The organism is Conyzicola nivalis (genome assembly GCF_014639655.1).
Lineage (GTDB): Bacteria > Actinomycetota > Actinomycetes > Actinomycetales > Microbacteriaceae > Conyzicola > Conyzicola nivalis.
Genome location: NZ_BMGB01000001.1, coordinates 1,718,902 through 1,733,100 on the forward strand (window position 1 = coordinate 1,718,902; position 14,199 = coordinate 1,733,100).

Genomic DNA, 14,199 nt, shown 5'->3' on the forward strand with positions numbered 1-14,199 from the left:
CAATGCGCGCAACGGTGGGCGAACGGATCGTCATCCACGGCAAGAACGTCGGGTCTCCCGACCGCCACGGGGAGATAGCCGAAGTTCGGGGGAACGACGGCGACCCGCCGTATCTGGTCAAGTTCGACGACGGGCATGAGTCACTGGTCTTCCCCGGTCCGGACTGCTCGCTCGAGCGGCTCGCAACGTAGCGAGCACCGCGACGCCGATCAGCAGCTGCCACACGGTCACGGAGTACACGCCGCCGCGCTCCCACAGCCCGTCGAACCGCACGTCCGAGAGCCCGGCGAGAAGCACACCCTCGCTCAGCAGACCGACGACGGGCAGCACCACGCTCGCGACCGAGAACCAGCGCGGCAGGCCCGCGCGCACCGCGGCGACGCCGGCCACGAGCGCGGTCAGGTTGCCGAAGACGATCGCCAGCAGCGCCCCGATCAGGTGCAGCGGACCGGCATCCGCGGCCTCGTTGAAGAGCCCGACCAGCACGATGCCCACGCCGTGGAGCACGGCGAACCCCACGAAGAGCCAGCGGGAGACGCCCCGGAACAGCACCGCGAGCAGCACGGCACCGAGAACGAAGAACACGCCCTCGAGCACGAACCCGGTGTTCATCACCCAGGCCAGCGGTGAGTAGACGTCCCGCCCGCCGTAGATCTGGGCGTCCGGTACGCCGAGGTCGCTGATGTAGTTGGCCGCGTGGTCGTAACGCGGCTCGATCCAGGCCGCGGCCGCGACGGCCTCGAGCGTGACGTACTGCAACGCGCCGACGATGAACGCCAGGGCTCCCGCTGAACAGCGCCCCGAGACCGTCATCACAGGCGCCACTCGTCCGCGGCGAGCACCGCCTCGATCACCGCGCGTGCCTCGGCCCCCTCGGGAATCGGCAGCAGCGGATACACGTGGAGCATGTTCGCCCGCTGGTGGAAGTCGAGCGGGTGACCCTCGGCCCGTGCCTTCTTCGCCAGCGTGATCGCGTCGGCGTGGGTGATGTCGCGTGTGCCGCTGAACAGCGTGATGCGACCGATGCCGGCGAGCGGGGCGTTCACGGGGCTCACGAACGGGTGCTCGATCGGCAGGTCGCCGCGCCAGACCTCGGCGGCCGCCTTGGGACCCGGCACGTTCAGCCACGGGTCGCGCGGCTCGATCTCGTAGGTCAGCGGATCGCTGAAGGTGAGGTCGATCACCGGCGAGATGAGCACGATGTCACGGGGCGCGGGCACACCGCGGTCGCGCAGCAGCATGGCCGCGGAAAGCGCGATGGTTCCGCCGGCGGAGTCGCCGAGGATAAGAACCGCGGATGAACCGGCCTCCGCCACGAGCTCGGCCGCGAGATCGGCGACCACCGGCACGACCTCGCCGGCCGTTCCCCGCGGTACGAGCGGATAGATCGGCACGGTGAACTCGGTGCCCGTGTTCACCGCGAGGCGCGCGATCAGCCACCAGTGGAACGGAGAGATCTCGTGCACCCACGCGCCACCGTGCACGTAGAGTGCCCGGCGGTTGACCGGGCTCTCGCGCGGCGTCAGGGTGTAGACCGGCCATCCGGCCACCCGGCGCACCGTGATGCGCACGGTTTTGTCGATGTTCTTCGGCGGCGCGAACGACTCCGGGCGCAGCACGTGGTCCGCCGCGAGGCGCATCGTGAGGTCGGGCGACGAGAACTCGCGCTTGCTCCCCCTCGCGCGCATGATCGGGGTCAGCAGGGCGGAACGGAGGCTTTGTCGCGAATGAGTCACACACCATTCTCCCTACACGGCTTAGGGCCAACCTGCGAGCCATCCGACCTGCTATGCGACACGGGCCACCGTGGCGTACCGTCGAAGCAAGGAATCGACGAAAGGAAGATCAATGACGACTTCGAAGCGCGAAGGCGAAGGCGAATACACCGACAACGACCCGCTCGACCCGGCGGACCGTACGGTGGAGGCCGAAGGCGAGTACACCGACTCCGAGATTCCCGGCGAAACCATCCCCGAGAAGTAGCGAGACGCGGCACGGCGAAGGCCCGTCACCCCGAGCGGGGTGACGGGCCTTTTGTCGTGGTCGGTCGAGGTCGGTCGCAGTGCGCTACTCGCCCAGCACGATGCCGGTCGCGAAGTCGGTCGCCCGCTGCCGCAAGACGGCGATGCGCTGTTCGCGCGCGGCTTCACGGTCGAACCCGATGTAGGCCGACGGCGGCAGTTTGCGAACGTTGACCGAGCACTCGAACTTCGAGCAGATCAGCGTGCCGACCGTGTTGCCGTTGCGGCCGGCCGCCCCCACCCGGCGGGCACTGTAGAGCACCACATCGTTGGGCAGGTGCACGTCCTGGCACCACGAGCACTGGGCCCGGCTGCGAGGCGCGGCGTCGGCCTGTCTGAGCACGATGCCCACCGGGCCGTCGGGCAGGGGAACCACAATGTAGGCGCGCTTCGCCATTTTCGGGTCGATCCAGCCGAGATAGTCGAGACGGTCCCAGTCGAGTCCGGCGAAGTCGGCCGGCAGGGTCAGGTCGGATGTTTCTTTGCGCGACGCGTTCACGAACGACGCGCGGATGGTTTTCTCGTCGAGAGAGATCATGCGGATGCTCCAGGGTCGATGCCCGCGGCTGAGCGCCGTGAGCAGAAAGTTCGTTAAATGGGGTAAGCCGAGGGGCTATCTGCAGCCGGCGAGTGAAAAGCCGGCTACCCCCAAGCGCCCCGAGGGCATCACGAACGAACTGGAGATTCTCACCCGAGCAGCATAGTGTAGGTCCGAGCCGCATACTGAGGGCATGGACACCACCGTCGCGGGCATTGTCGTCACCATCGTGCTGATCCTCACGGGCATCGTGGCCCTCGTCCGCACCGTCCTGGCGGCACGCCTGCGTCGTCGATTCGCGGCCGACCGCGACGACACCCAACGGGCCGGCGCGTCGGAGGAACCGAATGCGTACGACGCTGCCCAGCGCGCCGGCGGAAGCTCGGCCTGGATGCGGCCCGGCGGGTTCTAGCCCGCGTCGCGTCGCCGACCCGCCGTAGCGGTCGGATACACCCGCCGCCGGTACTCGGTGGGGCTCTGCCCGAAGCGCCGCTTGAAAGCGGTGCTCAGCGCGAACGGGCTGCCGTAACCCACGTCCGCCGCGATCTGGCCGGTGGTCGCCTCCGGCCGGGCGAGCATCTCGCTCGCGAGCAGCATGCGCCAGTTGGTGAGGTAGGAGATCGGCGACTCGCCCACGGTCGCGCGGAACCGGCTGGCCACGGTGGCCCGTGACACGTTGAGCCGCCGGGCGAGCAGGTCGAGCGTCCAGGCGGCGGCGGGCTCACCGTGGAACAGCTCGAGCGCTCGCGCGACGAGCGGGTCGGAGCGTCCGGCGAGCCAGCCCCGCGCCGACTCCGGGTGCTCGGACGCCCACTGGCGGATCGCATGCACGAGCAGCACGTCGAGCAGCCGGTCGACCGTGCTGCCCTGACCGGGCGCGTCGCTGGTGATCTCGCGCCCCAGAAGGCCGACGAGCACCGGGTCCAGCTGTCCCGCCGGCACGATCGCGACGCGGGGCAGCGCCGCTGTCACGGCACGACTGACCTCGGCATCGCTCGTGTAGGTGCCGATCAGCATGCTCGTCGCGCCGTCCGGCGAGTTGCCCCAGGTGCGCACCCCGTGCGACATCGGTAGGTCGAGATGCTCCCCGGCCGGGGTGGTGCAGAGCTGCCCCGGGTGGATCACGGCGTCGGGCGCGCGGTCCGGATCATCCGAAACCCTGTACGGAGCCGGACCGCGCACCAACGCGACGTCGCCGGGTTCGAGCGCGTGCGTCCGGTCGTCGTCGACGAGCACCGCACTGCCCGTGACCATCGCCATCACCGTGAGCGGCGCCTCGTCGCGCACGTCGACCGACCACCCCGGCGACATCACCACGCGGAGGGCGAAGGCGCGGTGGGCGCGGGGGCCGTCGAGCAGGTGCGCGAGGGGGTCCATGCGCTCAATTTAGACGATCGCGTATCAGAACGATACGGCTGACTATTCAGGCGCGGTCCTTCGTGGTCTTGACTGGGACCATGAACACTCTGGAAACCGCGACCGTCGTTACCGCCGCCGCCTGCGCGGGGGTGGCCGGCGGTGTCTACTTCTCGTTCTCGGCGCTGGTGCTGCCCGCGCTGCGCACCCGCGCGGCGAGCGACGCCGTGGCGGCCATGCGCGCGGTCAATGTCGCCGCGGTGCGCCCGCCGTTCATGCTCGTCTTCTTCGGCGGCGCCGTGAGCGCGGCAGCCGTGGCGGTGTTCGAGCTGGTCGGCGAGACCCACCCGGCGCGCATTGCGGGGGCGGCGCTCGCCCTCGTCGCGTTCGGCATCACCGTCGTGCGCAACGTGCCGCTCAACAACGCGCTCGCGGGCGGTTCGCCCGACTGGCAGCGGTTCGAGCCGCGCTGGCGCCGCGCCAACCACGCTCGGGCGGCCGCGTCCATCCTGGCCGCGGTGGCGCTCGCGGCGTCGCTGGCGGACCGATCCTAGCCGTGTCAACCACTCGGCTGGGCGGGTACGCGGCCCTAGGCTGGCGCCATGTTTCGACGCCAACTGATCGGCCTGATGTTGCTGGTCGGCGGTCTGCTGCTCGGCGGCGGCGGGTGGTCGGTGGCGTCGGCGGCAGGCAACGAGCTCTTGGGTCTGTTCTTCGGTTTTCTCGGGCTGATGACCGTTCTCAGCGGCGGAATGCTGATGCAGCGCGGCACGTAGATCTGGGCCTTTCGTTTCGGCGTTCTCGATGCGAGGCTGGCTGCATGTCGACTACAGATTCGTTTCTGCCCGATCCCGAACGGCGCCCCAGCGGTGCCGAGCAGGAGCTCGAATACGAGGTCGAGGGCGACGGTCCCGATGTTTTTATTCCGGATGCCGCCCAGGCTGACTCTGCCGACGAAGAGCCGGAGCCGCTGCATCCGAACCCGCTGTTCCGCACCCCGCACCCGGGCGAGCGGTTGACCGCGGACGAGCTCGAGCGGGACGTCGAGAACTAGACGACTTGTCGGCCGCTCGGCTGCTCGCCCTGGTCGTCTTCTCCCATTCGACCTTGGGGATAAACCCGCTTTCCACAGGTTTTCGGCCGGGTGTGGGGCAATGTCGGTGGCCGCGGTTTCACTTCGGGCATGACAGGTCTGCAGGGGTTCCCTCCGGGTGTCGAGGCGCCGCGGGTGGCGATGCTGCGCGGGTCGCTGGGCGGGGTGCTCGACACGGTCGAAGCGGTGGATCGCATCGCCGGTGCGATCGCGGCGGCGCGGGCGGAGTTGATCGATGCCGCCCGTCGCACGAGCGAGGCCATCGCGGCGGAGGGGTCGTCCGGCGGGCCGCTGGGGGCCGAACCTCACGGTTGGAACGCCGCCGTTCGTGCCCGGCGGGAACTCGCGTTCGATCTGGCGGCGCGCCTGCGCATCCCGGAGCGCACCGCGGAGACCCTGATCGGCGAGTCGCAGCGCCTCGTGCAGTCACTGCCCGACACCCACACGGCGTTGGGGGCCGGTGAGATCAGCTACCGGCACGCGCAGGTCATCATCGACCAGACCGCCGGGCTCTCCGACATCGTGACCGCGGAGTTCGAGAGCACCGTGCTGCCGCGGGCGAAAGAGTTGACGGTGTCGAAGTTCAAGAACGACGCCCGCAAGAAGCGGGAAGCCCTCGACCCCGACAGCATCGAACGACGTCACCGGGTCGCGATCGAGGACCGCACCACTTGGATCGACCCGCAGCAGGACGGCATGGCGATCCTGTCAACCCTGATGACCGCCGAGGCCGCGGTCGCGATCATGGACCGCATCACCCGCATCGCCCTCGCCAACGGCACCGACGGCACCGAGGACGGCGCCGGTAACGGGGCGAAGCGCACCCTCGCGCAACGGAAGGCGGACGCGGTCACCGACCTGCTCCTCGACGGCGATCTCTGCACGTCAGGCGACCCCGTCCCCCACGGCATCCGCCCGCAGGTGCTGGTCACCGTCCCGGTGCTGACCCTGCTCGGCCAGGCCGAGACCCCGGCCCACCTCGACGGCTACGGGCCCATCAGCCCCGACACCGCCCGCGACCTCGCCGTCAAAGCACCCGGTTTCGCCCGCATCCTCACCGACCCGGTCACCTCCGCGATCCTCGACTTCGACCGCAGCAAATACGCCGTCCCCGCCGACCTGAAACAGGTCGTCCGCCTGCAGCACGAGACCTGCACAGCCCCCGGCTGCAACAAACGCGCCACACACTGCCAACTCGACCACACCCAGGACTGGGCAGGCGAAGGCACCACCTGCCTGGCCAACCTCAGCCCGCTCTGCACCGAACACCACAACCTCAAACACCACACCAGGGTCAAACTCCGCAAACTCCCCGACGGCACCATGGAATGGACCACCGCGACCGGCAAAACCGTCACCGTCAGACCCACCAACATCCTCGGCAGCGACATGCTCCGACGCGGATCCCCGGGCGCCGGGCCGAGCGGCAACAGGTCCGGAGACACCGGCGGAACGGCGCCGCCCGATATCAAGCCGCCACCACTTACCGGATGGGACGAACCACCGGATCCGGAGCAGTACCCGTTCTAGTTCGGACCAATCCAGCGATACCCGACACCGACCGCCTAGGCGGGCCCCGTCAGCACACCGAGCTCGGCGAACACCCCGCTCGCAATCTCCGCCATCGGCCTGGTCTCGCCGTCCGCGATCCACAGCTCGAACGACACCCGGTAGACGGTCACACCCATCTCCGCCGCGAGCGTGGCGGCCGTCTGCTTCACCCCGCGCTCGCGCAGGGCCGTCGCGAGAGTCGCCGCCAACGACGCCAACTTGAGCAACTCCCGCTCGTGCAGCTCGGGGTTGGCCATGATCACGCTCTGCCGCGTTCGCGAGTAGGGCTGCCGGTCGACGGTGAAGAACTCGGAGGCCGTCGCGACCGCCGCCGCCATGATCTCCATCGGCCGAGCACCCTGAGGCGCGCCCTCGATGCCGTCGAGGAACGGCCGCGTGAACTCGTCGTAGATGGCGAACAACACCTCGCGCTTGTCCGCGAAATACCGGTAGAAGGTCCGCTCCGTCAGCCCAGCGACCTGAGCGATCTCGGCGACCGTGGTCACCTCGAATCCCTTGCCCGAGTACAGCGAGAGTGCCGCTCCCTGAAGGCGCTCGCGTGCGCCCGGCTCCCATCTACCCATGCGCTCATCCTAACGAAAAAGCACAGTGATGACAGGCTCTGACATGACGTGTATGGTCGATGTCAGCATCTGACATCAATCGAAGGAGCAGTCATGCGCGTATTTGTTACCGGAGCCTCCGGCTGGATCGGATCTGCAGTGGTCGACGAATTGCTCGCCGCCGGACACGGGGTCGTGGGACTCGCACGGTCCGAATCATCCGCCCACTCCCTCGAGGCGAAAGGCGCCTCCGTGCAGCGCGGCGATCTCGACAGCCTGCGCGCCGGCGCCGCATCCGCCGACGCGGTGGTGCACCTCGCTAACAAGCACGACTTCGCCAACCCCGCGGCCTCCAACCTGGCCGAACGCAACGCGGTGCAGACGCTGGGCGACGCGCTGGTCGGTTCCGACCGGCCATTCCTGGTCGCGGCCGGCGTCGCCGGGCTCGTCATGGGACGCGTCTCCACCGAGAACGACGTGAACCCGTCGCACGGCCTCGATTCACCCCGCGGCGGCAGCGAGAACCTCGCCCTCGCGTTTGCCGATCACGGCGTGCGTTCGGTCAGCGTCCGGTTCGCCCCCACCGTGCACGGGCAGGGCGACCACGGCTTCGTGTCCGTTCTCGTCGACATCGCCCGCACGACCGGCGTCTCGGGCTACGTCGGCGACGGCGCCAACCGCTGGCCGGCCGTGCACCGCTCCGACGCGGCACGTCTAGTGCGCCTCGCGCTCGAATCGGCGGCACCCGGCTCGGTGCTGCACGCCGTGGGCGAAGAGGGAGTGCCGACCCGCACGATCGCCGAAGCCATCGGGCGGGGCCTCGACCTGCCCGTGGTGTCGATTCCCGCCGACGAAGCAGCGACCCACTTCGGCTGGATCGGCGGATTCTTCGGCATGGACCTGCCGTCGTCGAGCGCACTCACCCAGCAGCGCACGGGCTGGACCCCGACCGGCCCGAGCCTCGCCGACGACCTCGCGAGCGGCGCGTACTTCGCATGACCCCCGACTACGTGACCCCGGCCGACGACCACACCATCACTGCCGCGTCCGAGCACACCGCCGCGACACCGCCGACCAACACCGCCGCCTGGCTCGGCCCGAAACACGCCCGTCTCGCGGTCGGTCCCGCGCCGTACACCCGGCCGGGCCCCGACGAGATCGTGGTGCGAAACCACGCCGTCGCCATCAACCCGCTCGACTGGATTCTCCAGGAGGTCGGCAACATCATCTACCCGTGGATCAGGTACCCCTTCGTCGTGGGGTCGGATGTCGCGGGGCAGGTCGTCGAGGTCGGTGCGGCCGTCACCCGCTTCGCCGTGGGCGACCGGGTGCTCGGCTTCGCCACCGGAACCGACAAGGACGAGAACACCTCGGCGGCCGGCGCCTTCCAGTCGTACTCGGTCGTGCGCGAGCGACTGGCGTCGCCGATCCCCGACGACCTGTCGTTCGCGCAGGCATCGGTGCTGCCGCTCGCCCTGTCGACCGCGGCGTGCGGGCTATTCCAGAAGAACCAGCTCGCGCTCGACCACCCCTCGGCGAACCCGGTGCCGACAGGCACGACCCTGCTCGTCTGGGGCGGCTCGACGAGCGTGGGCGCCAACGCCATCCAGCTCGCGGTCGCCGCCGGCTACGAGGTGATCACGACCGCGTCGCCGCGCAACTTCGACTACGTCGTGGGGCTCGGCGCCACCCGGGTCGTCGACTACACGAGTCCGACCGCGGTCGCCGACGTCATCGCGGCGTTCGACGGCAAAACGCTGGCCGGTGCGATCGCCGTGGGCACCGGCTCGTCCGAGCGGTGCGTCGAGGTCGTCGGCGCCTGCGAGGGTAACCGGTTCATCGCCTTGGCCAGCACTCCGGCATCGTTCGACGCGGTGGGCAACGGTCGCGGACGCACGGCGCGACTCGCCCGCGTGATGCTGCGGATCGGATCATCCACCGCTGCTCTGCTGCTGAAAACGCGGCTGCGGGGCATCCGCACGTCGACCATCTGGGGCAGCTCGCTGAAGAACGACGAGGTGAGCACCCTCGTTTACGAGTCGTTCCTACCGTCGGCCCTCGCCGAAGGCCGTTTCGTTGCGGCGCCCGAGGCCGTCGTCGTCGGTCACGGCCTCGACGCGGTGCAACTCGCTCTGGACACGCAGCGCGCAGGAGTCTCGGCGCGCAAGGTGGTGGTGACGCTGTAACCGGGCGCGCGGCGCCCGGGGCAGCGACCTACCAGGTGCCGCCCGGCGACTTCACGACGTCGACCGGGGCCTGCGACCAGTGGGCGCCGTTCGCGTAGTGGCTGGTCGCCCAGGGCGAAGCCCAGATGGCCTGTTCGATCTGGGCGGTCGGGGCGGATGACTCGAACCCGGCGACGATCGCGGCGTAGCCGGGATTTCCGTGCAGGGCTTTGGCCGCGTTCTGGGCCGCGATGTCGAGGTTGGCGTAGCTGCCGAGTCCCGATCCCCCGCCGGAACCCCAGCCGTTGTTCAGCGGATTGTTGCGGTTCCACCAGTCGTCGGTGCCGTTCTCCTGGCGCATCCAGCGGGTGAAGACGGCGACGTTGCTGTCGGTGACGGGGAACTTCGCGTAGAGCAGCACGAGCTTCGCCCAGTCGTGGTTGGTGCCGCCGGCCGCGTACATGGCGTGCCCCGAGGTGACCGTGAACGCATCGCGCGACGCGTGCACCACGGTCGCGTCCGCCGGAACCTCGATCGTCTGGGCATTCTCGGCGACGTACTTGTCGAGGTTCGCCAACGCTTGCGCGGCACGTACATCGGCGGCACGAACGTCGTCGGCTCGGGAGGCAGGCGGGAACGCCAGCACCGAGGCGGCGCACGTGGCGAGCACGACCGCTGATGCCGCTAGGGCGAGCAGGGTCCGCAGTCCGCGGCCGTTGCCGAGGGCCAGGGGCGACGCGCGCACGGCGCGATAACTGGGAGTGGGAGAGGTCATAGTGGGGGGGGGACGAACTCGGATGATCCGGCTCAAGTCACTTCCCACCATTGCAGCCGACCTTGGCAAAAGCCTGAGAATCGGCCGGCCGCGCGCGCGGAGCGGTTACTGCGGCAGGCTCAGCACGATGCCGGTCAGCCCGTGCAGCACGCCGGCCACACCCGCCCTGACCGCCTCGTCGGCGCGCTCCGGGGTGAAGCTCGCCGGGTCGATGTCGCCGGAGGTCCCGACGCTCGACCCCCGGTAGGCCGCCCCCGGCCAGATCACGGAACTGACGTTCTCGGTCGGCTCCGGCAGCTCGACGCCGATCATCAGGAACGGCTGCGCGAGGTGCTGGGGCGTGAGCAGGGTGAAGACGTCGACCACGTCGTCTCCCGCCCCGATCACCAGGTCCGGCCGCAGGTCGACGGCCGCCTCGATGTGCTCCTCGACCTCGTCGTCGTGCGCGGCGCTCAAGACCGCGAGGTCGATCGACCCCGCCGCGGCCCAGCGCTCGACGGCGGACGCGACCGTGGTCGTCTGGGCGTCGTCTCCCGCGGTTATCAACACGACGCGGTAACCCTCCGGCGGCACGACGCCGTCCCACGATCCGCGCTCTGGCGAGACGGTCGCCTCGGGCGAGGGCGAGGGGTTGCTCCCGAGGTAGCCCGCGCCGAGCGGCGGCACGTCCGCCGTGCGATCGGCGGCGGACGACTCCGCCGGGTTCGTGTCCGCCACGCTGCATCCGGCCAATGCGACCGCGAGTACGACGACGCCGGCTGCCGCTGCGACCGCGGTACGGGTGAATGAGATCATCCGCGAAAGCCTGACAGCCGTGCGCTGGCGGCAGGTATCCGGTTCGGACCCGCGTGGTGAACGGGAGACGAACGATCGCGGCGTTTGCCCGGGGTTTGTGCGGCGTAAGCGCCGCGTTCACCGCGGTGGGGCAGGTTACCGGAGTCAACCGAAGGATCTCCATGCACCTCGCTCGCCCCCGCCGCCGTATCTCCACGGTGATCGCCCTCTTGCTCGCCCTCGCCGCCACCGCGGTAGCAGCTGCCCCAGCGTCCGCCCACGGATTCTCGTCGACGGCGTACGTCGACGTCAGTACCTCCCGCGGGGACGGCGCGCTCCGTACGACCCTCGACCTCGAGTACGACCTGCTCGTGGTGTCGGCCGCCGAGAACGAGAACGACGACGACCTGTTCCAGGAGGGCATGGACCTCTTCGAGACCGGCGACGAAGCGGTCGCGATGAACGCGCACGCCGAGACCGTCGTCGACTACGCCACCAAGCGCTTCACCGTCGCCGCAGACGGCGCGAGCTGCACCGCATCGCTCGTCGGCGACATCACCGTGCACATCCGCGACGACGTGCCCTACGCGACCATGGTGCTCGACCAGGACTGCGCGGAGACAGAGGGCGAGTCCGCGGCGTACGAGTTCGACAGCGCCCTCTTCCCCGACTCCGAGGGCTACGTCACCGATACCAAGACGATCGTCGACTACGACATCGACGGCGAGGCCGGCAGCGCGGCCCTCGACGCCCAGAACCCGACGTTCTCCACCGAACAGGCGTGGACCGACCGCTTCGCCGAGTTCTTCCTGCTCGGCGCCGAGCACCTCCTCGGCGGGCTCGACCACATCCTCTTCCTGCTCGCGCTCATCGTCGGGTCGCGCCGCCTGCGCGACGTCGTGCTTGCCGCCACGACCTTCACCGTGGCGCACTCGGTGACGTTCCTCCTCGCCGCCCTCGGAGTGGTGAACGTGCCTGCTGCCGTGGTCGAACCGCTCATCGCCCTCTCGATCGCGATCGTCGCCGGCTGGTACCTCTGGGGCACGTGGCGCCGACGCCCGTACTCCGCCACGTTCGAAACGACGCGCACCGGGGGTCGCTTCGGCCTCGACCGCAGCGACTGGACGCGGCTCGTGGTCGTCTTCGCCTTCGGGCTGATGCACGGCCTCGGCTTCGCCGGTGCGCTCGGGATCCAGGAGGCGTGGTCGTGGACCCTGCTTTGGTCGCTGCTCGTCTTCAACGTCGGCATCGAGGTCGTGCAACTCGGCCTGATCGCGATCATCTTCCCGGTGCTGACGATCCTGCGCCGTCGTGCGCCGCGCGTGGGCCTCTGGACCGGCATCGCGATCGCCGCCGTCGTGACCGTGATGGGCCTGATCTGGTTCGTCGAACGCATCCTGGGACTCGGGTAGCAAAAGGTATTGGCTGCGGACATGGCTATAGCGCCCTCCGTTCACCAGCGATTCATGGGACCCCCCGAATGTGGGTAAGCGCACTCGCGCATCCACATTCTGAAAGGCACTGGAACCTACATGTCGATTAACGGCAAACCGCGCGGAGTAAAGCCCGTGCACAAACGCGCATCGGTCCGCTGCGCGGCAGCAATCATCAGCCTCACCGTCGTGTTCAGCGGTGGCGCTGTCGCGGCCAACGCGGCCGACTCCACCACCCTCACCGACATCGTGCTCGGCGTGGGCTCCGACGACTCGCAGCGCAACCTCGCGTGGTACTCGTCGACCGACACCGCGCAGGTCGCACAGGTGTCCCTCGCCTCCAAGGTCGTCGACGGTGTCTTCCCCGCAACGGCCACGAGCTTCACCGCGACCGGCGGTCTCACGACGAGCAACGAGTACAACCGCTTCGTGACGGTCACCGGCCTCAAGGAGAACACCGACTACGTCTACCGCGTCGGCTCCGAAGGCAACTGGTCGGCAACGAGCAAGTTCCGCACGCAGGACTTCGATGGCGACTTCAACTTCCTGTTCTTCGGTGACCCGCAGATCGGTTCGTCCGGAAACGTGGCCAACGACACCGCCGGCTGGGCGGACACGCTGAACGTCGCCACGTCGGCCTACCCGGACGCCGAAATGCTGTTCTCCGCCGGCGACCAGGTCGAGTCGGCCAACAGCGAGCCGCAGTACGAGGCGTTCCTCAGCCCGAACCAGCTGCGCCAGATCCCGTTCGTCGCCACCAACGGAAACCACGACGTGGGATCCAAGGCCTACGAGCAGCACTTCAACACCCCGAACGTCGACCGCACCGCAGGCGCGGGTTCGGCCACCGGCTCGGGCGGCGACTACTGGTTCATCCACAAGGATGTGCTGTTCATGAACATCAACTCGAACAGCCGCGACTTCACCTCGCACATCAAGTGGATGACGGATGTCGTGGCCGCGCACGGTGCGGAAGCCAAGTGGTCGATGCTCGCCTTCCACCACTCGATCTACTCGCCCGCGGTGCACGCCACCGACACCGACGCAGTCGACCGCCGCAACAACCTGCCGACCACGATCTCGAACCTCGGTATCGACGTCGTCCTCCAGGGCCACGACCACGCCTACGCGCGTTCGTACCTGATCCGCAACGGCCAGAAGGCCGACGCGGCCGAGGTCGCCGGCGCTGACTCGGTCGTTCCCGGCCCCGGCGGCGTGCTCTACGTCACCGCGAACTCGTCGAGCGGCTCGAAGTACTACGGGCTGCAGAACAAGCCCGAGTTCTGGTGGCTGTCGGTTCAGAACCAGGAGCAGGTGCGCAACTACACCGCTCTCGAGGTAACCGACGACGCGATCAACATCAAGACGCTGCGCAGCCAGGCAAACGGCGCGATGGCCGTCAACAGCCTCGTCGACCAGGTCACGATCAACAAGGCGCCCGAGACCGACACGCAGGAGCTGCAGGTCACCGTGCCCAAGGCCGACGCCGGCGAGTTCGGCTGGAGCATCGACGGAACGAACGCGCTCGTCGACCTCGGCACCGCGACCGAGAGCGGCGACCACTACGCCGCCGTCGGAACGCTCAACCCGATCCGCGTCACGGACACCCGCGTCGCCGGACCGGAGTGGTCGATCTCCGCTCAGGTCAGCGACTTCACCTCGGGCTCCACGTCGTTCTCGGGCAAGTACCTCGGCTGGACCCCCACCGTGGTCGAGGCGGGCGGCGGAGCAGTAGCCGGCGCCAAGGTCGAGTCGGGCTTCGAAGGCGGAAACGGACTCTCGGTCTCGTCGACCCTCGGTAGCGCGGCCACCGGCCACGCCCGCGGCTCGGCGAAGCTGGGTGCCGGTCTCGACCTCCAGATTCCGATGGACGCGACCGACGGCACCTACAAGGCGACCGTCACCCTCACCGCACTGAGCTAGACAGCTG

General features: G+C 69.0%; 18 protein-coding genes. 11 read left to right on the plus strand and 7 right to left on the minus strand.

Annotation, left to right across the window (positions count from 1 at the left end):
- Positions 1-2: 2 nt before the first annotated feature.
- Positions 3-191 (plus strand): DUF1918 domain-containing protein, encoded by a 189-nt coding sequence (locus IEV96_RS08520; protein ID WP_188511180.1) that lies wholly within the window; start codon positions 3-5, stop codon positions 189-191.
- On the opposite strand, the gene IEV96_RS08525 is transcribed toward IEV96_RS08520, so the two are convergent.
- Both IEV96_RS08525 and IEV96_RS08530 read right to left on the minus strand, forming a co-directional pair.
- Positions 118-813: a DUF998 domain-containing protein gene (locus tag IEV96_RS08525; RefSeq protein ID WP_188510204.1), complete on the minus strand. Its 696-nt coding sequence runs from the start codon at positions 811-813 to the stop codon at positions 118-120. The two genes, IEV96_RS08520 and IEV96_RS08525, sit on opposite strands and share 74 nt — an antisense overlap.
- Positions 813-1,736 carry an alpha/beta hydrolase gene (locus IEV96_RS08530; RefSeq protein WP_229733154.1) on the minus strand — a complete coding sequence of 308 codons (924 nt, stop codon included), beginning with the start codon at positions 1,734-1,736 and terminating at the stop codon, positions 813-815. Before IEV96_RS08530 ends, IEV96_RS08525 begins: the two co-directional genes overlap by 1 nt.
- Positions 1,737-1,848: 112 nt before the next feature.
- On the opposite strand from IEV96_RS08530, the gene IEV96_RS16750 reads away from it, so the two are divergent.
- On the plus strand, positions 1,849-1,983 hold the full coding sequence (locus IEV96_RS16750) for a hypothetical protein (protein WP_268235588.1): 135 nt from the start codon (positions 1,849-1,851) through the stop codon (positions 1,981-1,983).
- A gap of 84 nt (positions 1,984-2,067) precedes the next feature.
- Here the strand turns inward: IEV96_RS16750 and IEV96_RS08535 are convergent, their stop codons facing one another.
- Entirely contained in the window at positions 2,068-2,559 is a 492-nt protein-coding gene (locus tag IEV96_RS08535; protein ID WP_188510205.1) for an FBP domain-containing protein, read from the minus strand.
- A gap of 193 nt (positions 2,560-2,752) precedes the next feature.
- Between IEV96_RS08535 and IEV96_RS08540 the strand changes: the two genes are divergently transcribed.
- On the plus strand, positions 2,753-2,971 hold the full coding sequence (locus tag IEV96_RS08540) for a hypothetical protein (RefSeq protein ID WP_188510206.1): 219 nt from the start codon (positions 2,753-2,755) through the stop codon (positions 2,969-2,971).
- Here the strand turns inward: IEV96_RS08540 and IEV96_RS08545 are convergent.
- Complete coding sequence (locus IEV96_RS08545) at positions 2,968-3,936, minus strand: AraC family transcriptional regulator (protein WP_188510207.1); 969 nt, start codon at positions 3,934-3,936, stop codon at positions 2,968-2,970. The genes IEV96_RS08540 and IEV96_RS08545 overlap by 4 nt on opposite strands.
- 80 nt (positions 3,937-4,016) lie before the next feature.
- Here IEV96_RS08545 and IEV96_RS08550 point away from each other — a divergent pair, with 80 nt between their 5' ends.
- The 4 genes from IEV96_RS08550 (at position 4,017) to IEV96_RS08565 (ending at position 6,538) form a co-directional block, all read left to right on the plus strand.
- A complete protein-coding gene (locus IEV96_RS08550; RefSeq protein ID WP_188510208.1) occupies positions 4,017-4,469 on the plus strand; it encodes an anthrone oxygenase family protein in 453 nt (150 codons plus the stop codon).
- Positions 4,470-4,517: 48 nt separating this feature from the next.
- A complete protein-coding gene (locus IEV96_RS08555; RefSeq protein WP_188510209.1) occupies positions 4,518-4,691 on the plus strand; it encodes a hypothetical protein in 174 nt (57 codons plus the stop codon).
- Positions 4,692-4,735: 44 nt separating this feature from the next.
- Positions 4,736-4,969 carry a hypothetical protein gene (locus IEV96_RS08560; RefSeq protein ID WP_188510210.1) on the plus strand — a complete coding sequence of 78 codons (234 nt, stop codon included), beginning with the start codon at positions 4,736-4,738 and terminating at the stop codon, positions 4,967-4,969.
- Positions 4,970-5,098: 129 nt separating this feature from the next.
- Entirely contained in the window at positions 5,099-6,538 is a 1,440-nt protein-coding gene (locus IEV96_RS08565; RefSeq protein WP_188510211.1) for an HNH endonuclease signature motif containing protein, read from the plus strand.
- Between the two features lie 35 nt (positions 6,539-6,573).
- Here the strand turns inward: IEV96_RS08565 and IEV96_RS08570 are convergent, their stop codons facing one another.
- Entirely contained in the window at positions 6,574-7,143 is a 570-nt protein-coding gene (locus IEV96_RS08570; RefSeq protein WP_188510212.1) for a TetR/AcrR family transcriptional regulator, read from the minus strand.
- A 93-nt stretch (positions 7,144-7,236) separates the two neighbouring features.
- Here IEV96_RS08570 and IEV96_RS08575 point away from each other — a divergent pair, with 93 nt between their 5' ends.
- Both IEV96_RS08575 and IEV96_RS08580 read left to right on the plus strand, forming a co-directional pair.
- Complete coding sequence (locus tag IEV96_RS08575; protein ID WP_188510213.1) at positions 7,237-8,121, plus strand: SDR family oxidoreductase; 885 nt, start codon at positions 7,237-7,239, stop codon at positions 8,119-8,121.
- The gene (locus IEV96_RS08580; RefSeq protein WP_188510214.1) at positions 8,118-9,308 is read left to right on the plus strand and encodes a zinc-binding alcohol dehydrogenase family protein; all 1,191 of its coding nucleotides are present in this window, start codon (positions 8,118-8,120) and stop codon (positions 9,306-9,308) included. Before IEV96_RS08575 ends, IEV96_RS08580 begins: the two co-directional genes overlap by 4 nt.
- A gap of 28 nt (positions 9,309-9,336) precedes the next feature.
- Here IEV96_RS08580 and IEV96_RS08585 read toward each other — a convergent pair whose 3' ends face one another.
- Both IEV96_RS08585 and IEV96_RS08590 read right to left on the minus strand, forming a co-directional pair.
- The gene (locus IEV96_RS08585; protein ID WP_188510215.1) at positions 9,337-10,062 is read right to left on the minus strand and encodes a hypothetical protein; all 726 of its coding nucleotides are present in this window, start codon (positions 10,060-10,062) and stop codon (positions 9,337-9,339) included.
- A 105-nt stretch (positions 10,063-10,167) separates the two neighbouring features.
- The gene (locus IEV96_RS08590) at positions 10,168-10,857 is read right to left on the minus strand and encodes a type 1 periplasmic-binding domain-containing protein (RefSeq protein WP_188510216.1); all 690 of its coding nucleotides are present in this window, start codon (positions 10,855-10,857) and stop codon (positions 10,168-10,170) included.
- A 161-nt stretch (positions 10,858-11,018) separates the two neighbouring features.
- On the opposite strand from IEV96_RS08590, the gene IEV96_RS08595 reads away from it, so the two are divergent.
- Both IEV96_RS08595 and IEV96_RS08600 read left to right on the plus strand, forming a co-directional pair.
- Positions 11,019-12,248 (plus strand): HupE/UreJ family protein, encoded by a 1,230-nt coding sequence (locus IEV96_RS08595; protein WP_188510217.1) that lies wholly within the window; start codon positions 11,019-11,021, stop codon positions 12,246-12,248.
- A 156-nt stretch (positions 12,249-12,404) separates the two neighbouring features.
- Entirely contained in the window at positions 12,405-14,192 is a 1,788-nt protein-coding gene (locus IEV96_RS08600) for a purple acid phosphatase family protein (protein WP_229733156.1), read from the plus strand.
- Positions 14,193-14,199: the final 7 nt, after the last annotated feature.